This is a genomic window from uncultured Campylobacter sp., from assembly GCF_938017615.1.
In the GTDB taxonomy this organism is placed as follows: Bacteria; Campylobacterota; Campylobacteria; order Campylobacterales; family Campylobacteraceae; genus Campylobacter_B.
Genome location: NZ_CALIJA010000013.1, coordinates 1 through 8,737 on the forward strand (window position 1 = coordinate 1; position 8,737 = coordinate 8,737).

Genomic DNA, 8,737 nt, shown 5'->3' on the forward strand with positions numbered 1-8,737 from the left:
GCTCGCCAGCTTTGTTTCGGATTTTTTCTGCACGTCTTAAGTCCGTTTTTGCGTACTTTACTAAATTTGCTCAGCGAAATTTTACTGCGATAAAATTTTACGTAGTAAAGCTATACCTAAAATTTCAAATCCGCTAAAGTTTAAAATTTTAAAGCTGCGCGGGGATTCGCCAAAGTAAGGCTTCGTTCGCAAAAATTTAGCTCGAAATTTAAACGCTCATGCCGTTTGTCGTGCCGCAGGTAGGCTAGTGCGACAATATAATTCAACTCTGTCGAGGTACGGCGAGCTGTTATTGCGGCAACTCAAACGGCGCACTACAAGCCTTGCCGACGCAATAAAGCAGAAGCAGTCTATGTGCCTGTAAATTTGTGGTAGATAAAATTCCACCGCGATAAACACAATAAATTTAGATATTACGGATGATCTGCGTGATTACGATTCTTATGTGTCGCATCGTAAATTTTGCGCGTGGCAAGATTTGAGCCGAAAATATTGTCGTCTCTTATCGCAACCGCGCCAAAGTTTATGACTCTTTGCGGCGCCAAAAACCGCTTACGTGCAGCACGGGCAAGAAATTTTAACCCGCCTAGTGCGCGATGAAAGAGCTTTGCGGCGCCTACGCCGCAATAATTTCGCGCACCTTTTCGGTGAAATTATCGCTCACGATGTATTCGGTCGGATAAACTAGCACCTCGCTGCCGTTGCGGATCCGCAGAATCAGCCGCTTGGTGTTTTTCAGCGCCGTGTCGCAAAATGCGAGATGGTAAATTTTATAAATTTTCTCGCGACTTAGCTCGCCTAAGCTTAGCTCAAACTCGAAATCCTGCGCGTTTTTGCGCTGTGCCTCGCGCTCTTTGCGCGCCTTAAGAGCGGGATCCTCCGCAGCAAACTCACCCCTTCGCTCCGCGAAATTCCCTCCGCCAAAGCTACCAGCTCGTTCGCCACCAAAGTTTCTGCTGGAGCCGAAATTGCTGCCGTTAAAGCTTCCACGCTCCCTACCGCCGAAACCTCGCACCTTGCTAGGCGCGTAGCCGTCGATATTCTGCGCGGCATCTAGAGTTAAAATTTCATCCAGATAAATTTGATATTTCCCGCCGTAAGGGGATGTGTTTTTGCTAAGCCGTGCCCAAAACGCCATCGGGCGCTCCAGCTGCGCATCCGTTAGCGCAGTGACCGCATCACAAATATCACCGAACGCGCTCATCTCGAAGCTGCCCGCAAGATCAAGCACCGTAAGATTTGCCATCTGCTTACCCGATTTGGTCGTGCGGGTGTGGACGTTTTCGATCTTGCCGACGCATAAAATTTTAACGCCCGCGCCCCCGTCGTCCACCAGCTCGTCAAATTCGCTGGATTTGGTGTACGAAATGCCGTCAAGCTCACCAGCATAGGCTCTTAGCGGATTTTCGCCCAAAAATACCCCCGCGCGCGGACGGAAGCTCGCGTCACGAGCGTTTTGCAAGCTCATCATCGAAAGAAACGATAGCTGATACGCCGCGCCGCCGACCGCGCTTTTTGAAATTTTGATCATAAAAGCATACGGATGCTCCCGCTCCTGCGGGCTTAAGTTTTCGATCGCCTTTAGCGCGTTATCGAACACCGCGAGCTCGAAGCTGCCGTGCAGATCAAGCACGTTTAAAATCCCCATTTTTTTGCCCGTTTTCGTCATGCGCGTGGACAGATCCTCGATCCGCCCCACGCTAAGCACTTCGGCGCTATCGCCGTCGATCTCGCTAAACGCCGAGGATAGGGCATAATCGATCCCGTCCATCTCCTCTTTATAATCATCCAGCGGATGCCCCGAGAGATACACGCCCACAGTCTGCTGCTCAAATTTTAAAATTTCGCCCTGCGGAAATTCCTTATCGGTATCGACGAAGCTTACGCTCATGCCGCTCGTCATATCCTCATCCTCGCCAAAAAGCGAGCTTGCGGCGTCCTTTTTAATCTCGGTGATCTTCTTCATCACGTCTAGGATATTTTCCATATTTTGAATCATCGCTAATCGACTCTTGCCCAGACAATCCATCGCGCCTGCATAGATCAGCGACTCGATGACCTTTTTATTGACGCGGAAATTATCCACGCGCGAAGCAAAATCGTCGATACTTTGAAATTTAGCCTCGCTTTGAAGCTCTAAGATATTCTCGATCGCGGCACCGCCCACCCCCTTGATCGCGCCGAGGCCGTAGATGATCGAGGTGCCAGATTTGGAATTTTCGTCGTCCACGACGCTAAAACCTCTTAAGCTTTGATTGATCGACGGCGGCAAAAGCCCGATACCCAGGCGGCTCGCCTCGTCGATATATTTTGAAATTTTATCGGTATTGCCCTCCTCCGAAGTAAGCAGCGCCGCCATAAACTCCGCCGGATAGTAGGTCTTAAGATACGCCGTTTGAAATGTGATCATCGAATACGCCGCGGCGTGGGATTTGTTAAAGCCGTAAGAGGCAAATTTCATAATCAGATCAAATAGCTCATCCGCCTTAGCTACGTCAAAGCCCAGCTCTTTAGCGCCGTTTAGATACTGCTCGCGCATGTGGGCAAGCTTCTTTTCATCCTTCTTACCCATCGCGCGGCGCACCAGATCGGCATCGCCCAAGCTAAAGCCGCCCACCTTCTGCACGATCTGCATGACCTGCTCTTGATAGACGATGATGCCATATGTTGGCTCTAAAATTTCTTTTATCTGCGGAAAAATATAGCTTGCTTTTAGCTCGCCGTGCTTGATCCTGATAAAATCGGGGATTAGATCCATCGGTCCCGGGCGGTAGAGTGAGATCATCGCGATGATATCCTCGAAGCGGTCGGGGCGCAGGTTCATCGCTAGATCCTGCATGCCCGCGCCCTCGATTTGGAAAATCCCCAGCGTGTTGCCGCTTTGAATGGTTTTGTAAGTTTGCGGATCGTTAAAGTCTATCTCCTCCCAAACTATGTCGCGATTATAGCGGCGCTTGACGAGCTTGGCGGCGTTATCGATTACGTCAAGGTTTTTTAGACCCAGGAAGTCAAATTTTATCAGATCGACGTCCTCGAGATAGTTTTTAGTGTATTGCGTTACCAGGCGCGCATCCTCGCCCTTATCCTGCTTAAATAGCGGCGCTTTATTCCACAACGGCTCGTTTGAGATCACAACGCCTGCGGCATGCATGCCTGCGTTGCGATTTAGCCCTTCAAGGCCCAGCGCAAACTCCCAAACCTGCTGCGCGATCGGATCTGCGTCGATAAATTCCTTCAGCTTCGGCTCGGCGTCGTAAGCCTGTTTGAGCGTGATACCGAGCTTATCGGGGATCAACTTCGCCATCTTATCGGCTTGCGAAAGTGGCATGTCGCAGACGCGAGCTACGTCGCGGATGACGCCGCGCGCAAGTAGCTTACCGAAGGTCGCAACCTGCGCGACGTTGTATTTGCCGTACTGATCGATGACGTAGTCGATCACCTCGCCCCTACGCGCCTGGCAAAAGTCCACATCGATGTCGGGCATCGAGATACGCGACGGATTTAAAAATCGCTCGAAAAGCAGATTATACGGGATCGGATCGAGGTCGGTAATGCGAAGTGCATACGCGCAGATGCTGCCTGCCGCAGAACCGCGACCAGGGCCTACGGGGATATCGTGATCCTTCGCCCAGTTGATGAAATCCTGCACGATAACCATATAGCCCGAAAAATGCATGTTTTTGATGATGGCAAGCTCCTTTTCCAGGCGCTCGCGATAAATTTCGTGCTTGGCGGGATCGATAAATTTAAGGCGCTCTTTAAGCCCCTCGCGGCAGAGATGATCGAATAAAAAATCGTCGTTTGCAAAGCTATAGCGCTCCGAGGGCTGCGGCAGCGAAAGCCCGAGCCTATCGGCGTATTCGATCGTAAATTTAAAATTCGGCGGCGTCGGCGCGTAGTCCTTCTCGTCGAAAGCAAATTTCAAATTGCACTTTTGCACGATCTCGGCGGTATTTTCGATCACTTCGGGAATGTCAGCAAAAAGCTGCCTCATCTCCTCGTCGCTTTTTACGTAAAATTCCGAAACGACGTGTTTTAGGCGGTCGCCGTCGTTGATCGTCTTGCCCATCGAGATGCATTGATAAACGTCGTGAGCCTTGGCGCGGTCTTTGCGCGAGTAGTGAGCGTCGTTGGTGGCGATGATCTTGACGCCGATTTCTCGCGAGAGGCGGATGAGATCCTTATCGACGTTTAATTGCTCGCCGATGCCGTGGCGCATGATCTCGAGATAAAAATCCTCGCCGAAAATTTCCTTATACTCAAGCGCCGCTTTTTTCGCCGCTTCGTAGCCGCCCGCGCCTCGCTTTAAATTTCGCTCGCTCCTATTTAGATGAAATTCCACCTCGCCCGCTAGGCACGCCGAGGAGCAGATGAGACCTTCGCTGTGCTCTTTTAAAATTTTTTTGTTGATCCTCGGGTAGTAGTAGAAGCCGTCCAAAAACGCGCGCGAGCTAAGATACATTAAATTTTTATAGCCCGTCTCGTTTTTGGCAAGCAGTATCAAGTGATAGCGCTGGCGGTCGCTTTTATCGCCGATATCGTCGTGGTTGTGCAGGTAGGTCTCGATGCCGATGATAGGTTTAATGCCGTGCTTTTTCATCGTCTGATAAAAGTCTATCGCGCCGAACATATTGCCGTGGTCGGTGATCGCGCACGCCTTGGTGCCGCGGCTCTGCAAAAGCTCGGCAAGCTCGCTTACTTTATTCGCGCCGTCTAGCAGCGAATACTCGGTGTGAAGGTGCAGGTGGGTGTAGTCGCTCATTTTTGGTCCTTTTTTGATTTGGAGATTATAGTAAATTCGGGCTTTAGAAACGGTCAAATTTAATGGAATTTTAGCTTAAATTTCAGCACGAAATTTTACGAGCAAATTTTGTTACGGAATTTTACTTCGGAGGTTTTACATTCTGGATCTTGCGGATTAAATTTTGACAAAATTTTAAGTTTAAAATGCTGTGATGAAATTCCACTATCATATAAATTCCGCTCACACGGAATTTTGAGCTAACGCAATTCCGCAAAATTCTACGACTTAGATCGTCGTAAAATTTTGCGGTTTAAAATTCGAGCTTTCAAAGCCTTACGGCTCTACAATCTTGAGAATTCCACGATCGCTTTGGCAAGCTCTCTAGTAGGATCGACGAAAATTTTATCGCTTTTGATTAACGGCAAAAATAGCGGCAGCTCAGTGCAGGCAACGACATAAATATCAGCATCGATTTTGCTTAGCAAATTCTCAAAAGCCCCCACGTATTCGGCAGTCTTGCCCGCCTTAACTCCTTTGTAGATGCAATCCATCAAAACCGCTTGATTTTCTTCGCCAAGTTCCACGCTGATTAGCCCTGCTTCTTTAAGCGGATCGTCGTAAATTTTAGCTTTTTTTGTACCGATAGTGGCTAGCACAGCTATTTTATGGGCATTTGGATAATTTTTGCGGATCGCTTTTACGGTGACCTCGGCGATATGAATTAGCGGGATTTCCGCCGCAGCTTCTACATCGTCTGCGAAAAAATGCGCCGTGTTACACGCCATCGCAAACGCCTTGCAGCCTGCATTTTTGAGCCTAACAGCGCTCTCGCTTAGGCGCGGAAGCGGATTTTCACCTTTGCCTAAGATAAATGCTGTGCGATCTTCGATCTGCGGATAGCTATCGATTACAAGCGGAATATTTTCTTGATCGCTGCTCGCCGCAGTCTCTTCTATGATCTTCATATACAGATCCGCACTCGCCAAAGGTCCCATTCCACCGATAATTCCAACTCTTTTCATAGCTCGTCCTTTCTAAATTTTACTTGGGCTAATTTTCCCACTTACTCATATCCATTTCGTTTTCGCTCTTTGCGACGTAGATCGACGCGACAACATCGCCCGTTACGTTCATCGAGGTTCGCCCCATATCCAAAATCGCGTCAATGCCTAAAATCATTCCGTAAGCGATCGCTACATTACCGCTTACCTTGACGCCGATAGACTCGAGCACCAAAAGCAGCATCAGCGCACCGGCTCCCGGAACCCCGGCAGTTCCGATCGCCGCAAGCATCGAAGTGATGATGATCGTGAGGTAGTGGCTGCTGTTTAGATCGATACCGCAAGCATTAGCGATAAAAAGTGTGCACACGCCCAAATACACGGTCGTGCCGTTCATATTCACCGTAGCACCCACGGGCAAAACAAAGCCGTAGATCGCCTTTGGAATTCCCATATCTTCGGCGGTTTGCATCGTAATCGGAAGCGTGCCGTTGGAGCTGCGGGTAACAAAAGCCGTAAGCATCGGCGGACGCACTTTTTTAAGAAATTTAATCGGGCTAACTCCGATAAGCATACAAATAACGCAATAAACTGCAAATACTTGGATCGCAAGTCCCACGTATAGGGTAATCGTGACGTTTAGTAGCGAGCTAAAAGCCTCGATACCGCTTTTATTAAACACTACAAACATTAGCGCAAAAACGCCGATTGGTGCGTATTGCATCACCCAATGCACGACCTTAAACATAATTTCGCTCATTCCATCGAAAAAATTATAAACCGTATCAGCGGAATTTTTAATACGAGCATCACTACTGTCGCGGCAAAACGCAAGCCCTACGCCAAGAAATAAGCAAAACGCGATGATCGGCAAAATTTCGCCCTTGGCTATGGAATCAAAAGGATTCGTAGGAATTATATTAAGCAAAATTTTACTCATACTAGGCGCGTTCGCTGCCTTTTCGACGGCCTTGGACGCATCGCTTAGATCAAGCCCGCTACCTGGAGAAAATACAAACGCACACGCTAGGCCGATGACGATCGCAAAAAGCGTAGTTATAGCGTAAAATATGATCGCCTTAACGCCTACTTTGCCCAGGTGCGCGGGTGAGATACTGCTAGTGCCCACGATGAGCGAACAGATAATGATCGGCACCATAATCATCTTTAAAAGCCGCACGAAAAGATCTCCTAAAGGCGTTAAAATCGCCACCCACGTGGTATCACCCACCGGCATATTTTTAGGTAGTAACATACCAATCGCAGAGCCCAACACTAAAGCGATAATGATGCGCCAAAGCAAGCTTGAGTTAAAATAAAAGGCTAAAATTCCGCCTTTTTTCGTTTGATTTTCTGACATGGACATCTCCCTGCACTAAGAATTTTAACGGAATTCTACTGCAACTTGCCATAAAATAAAATTTAATCGGTCGCCAAATGAAAGTTAAATTTGAAAATTCAATCGCGAGTTTACCGCATTTTAAAGCTGAAATTATGCGGCAGGCTTTGTCTTTTGAAGTTATGAAGCAGAATTTCAAAGGAAAAACGACGTATGAAATTTATAGAATTTTGCGGATTTTGATGTAGTGAAAAGCAAAAAAATTTTGTGGTGGTGGGCTCACTAGGACTTGAACCTAGGACCATCCGGTTATGAGCCGGATGCTCTAACCAACTGAGCTATGAGCCCGCCAGCGGTGAAAAAGAAATGTGATTTTACAAAAATAATCTTAAAACGGCGTTAAAATTCTAACCGCAGAATTTTATGAAACTTAGGCCCGCCCAAATAGTGGCTAAATTTCACGCCAGAGCGCGCGACTTTATCTGATTTCCGATCAGATCACTTTTGTGCGCACAAGGTGGCGTAAATTTAAGACAAAATTTATATAAATTCCAGCTCTTAAATCCGCCGCGATAAATCTAATCCGCTCGCAAATCGCGTAAATTAATAGCTTTTTACTTGAATAGGCTCCGATAGCATTTTAGGGACGCCCGGTAATTCATACGCTCCCCGGCAGATATTATTTTCGGCATCGGGACCTTTTTCGATAGAGATAGTTTTCTTTTCGCCGTCTACGCTGATTAGAAAGCATTTATCCCCTTTTAAGCTTTTAAGATATGCGGAATTTTCTCCGTTAGGCTCTAACGGAACGTTCGTCATAACCGAAAAATCGGATGCGAATTTGCCTTGGGAGATATAATAAGCGTCTAGATCGTATTTAACGGTACTTAAATTTGTCGCTAATCTAGAGATCTCCGCATCATCTCTAGTAGTCAGCCCCGGTTCCGCAATCGCTACTGCAGGTAAAGCGATCGCTACGATACATACTGTAGCTATTACCTTCGCTACGGATACTTTTTGGGAAGTTGCGTCGTATTCGTAGTTTTGCAGCGACTCTGCGGCGACGGCAAGCGAGCTTTTATTTTTGCGCACCATATCGCTAGTAAAGGGTAAAAATAGAAATTTGCCGTATTCCATAAGACCTAATCCCGCGGGAGCAGTCCGACTAAAACAGTTAAGGATTAAACCCGACAAATAAGTTAAAATAGCCAAGATCCAACCGCCTAGAAAAAACCAAATAATGTTGCCTAAAATACGCATATTTTACCTCTTTATAAATTATGTAAATCAAGCGAGCCGTCTACCTCAGACAGCTCACACAGCCTCTCTCACCCGTTTTGTAGAGTATTTTCGCAACTCGCGCGGAAGGATGCGCCGAAATACTATGGCGCAGCAAAGCGCTAAGAGATGCCAAGGTGCACACTGCGCGCGGCGCAACTGCACCTGCGGCTACGGCGTACAAAACGAGTCTTATGCATGCAAACCACCGTACGCAAAACAACTGCGGAATGATAGGGGGGGGGTTAACGATTGGTAACGAACGCTTTTCGTCGATAAAATTTTAGTACGCAAATGACTGCGGCAAGGGTGTTTGCAAAATTTAAAATTTATTTTGAAAAGGTTAGGAATTTTAAAATTTTGATGATAGAATTT

The 8,737-nt window shown here is 47.4% G+C and carries 4 protein-coding genes and 1 tRNA gene; all 5 read right to left on the reverse strand.

What is annotated here, in order from left to right; translation table 11 throughout:
* Positions 1-616 precede the first annotated feature (616 nt).
* The gene (dnaE, locus tag Q0620_RS00525) at positions 617-4,762 is read right to left on the reverse strand and encodes a DNA polymerase III subunit alpha (RefSeq protein WP_298782734.1); all 4,146 of its coding nucleotides are present in this window, start codon (positions 4,760-4,762) and stop codon (positions 617-619) included.
* Between the two features lie 323 nt (positions 4,763-5,085).
* Positions 5,086-5,766 carry an amino acid racemase gene (locus Q0620_RS00530; protein WP_298782736.1) on the reverse strand — a complete coding sequence of 227 codons (681 nt, stop codon included), beginning with the start codon at positions 5,764-5,766 and terminating at the stop codon, positions 5,086-5,088.
* Between the two features lie 28 nt (positions 5,767-5,794).
* A complete protein-coding gene (locus Q0620_RS00535) occupies positions 5,795-7,105 on the reverse strand; it encodes a dicarboxylate/amino acid:cation symporter (RefSeq protein ID WP_297901296.1) in 1,311 nt (436 codons plus the stop codon).
* 250 nt (positions 7,106-7,355) lie between these two features.
* Positions 7,356-7,432, reverse strand: a tRNA-Ile gene (locus tag Q0620_RS00540).
* Positions 7,433-7,687: 255 nt separating this feature from the next.
* On the reverse strand, positions 7,688-8,344 hold the full coding sequence (locus Q0620_RS00545) for a YccF domain-containing protein (protein ID WP_298782738.1): 657 nt from the start codon (positions 8,342-8,344) through the stop codon (positions 7,688-7,690).
* Positions 8,345-8,737: the final 393 nt, after the last annotated feature.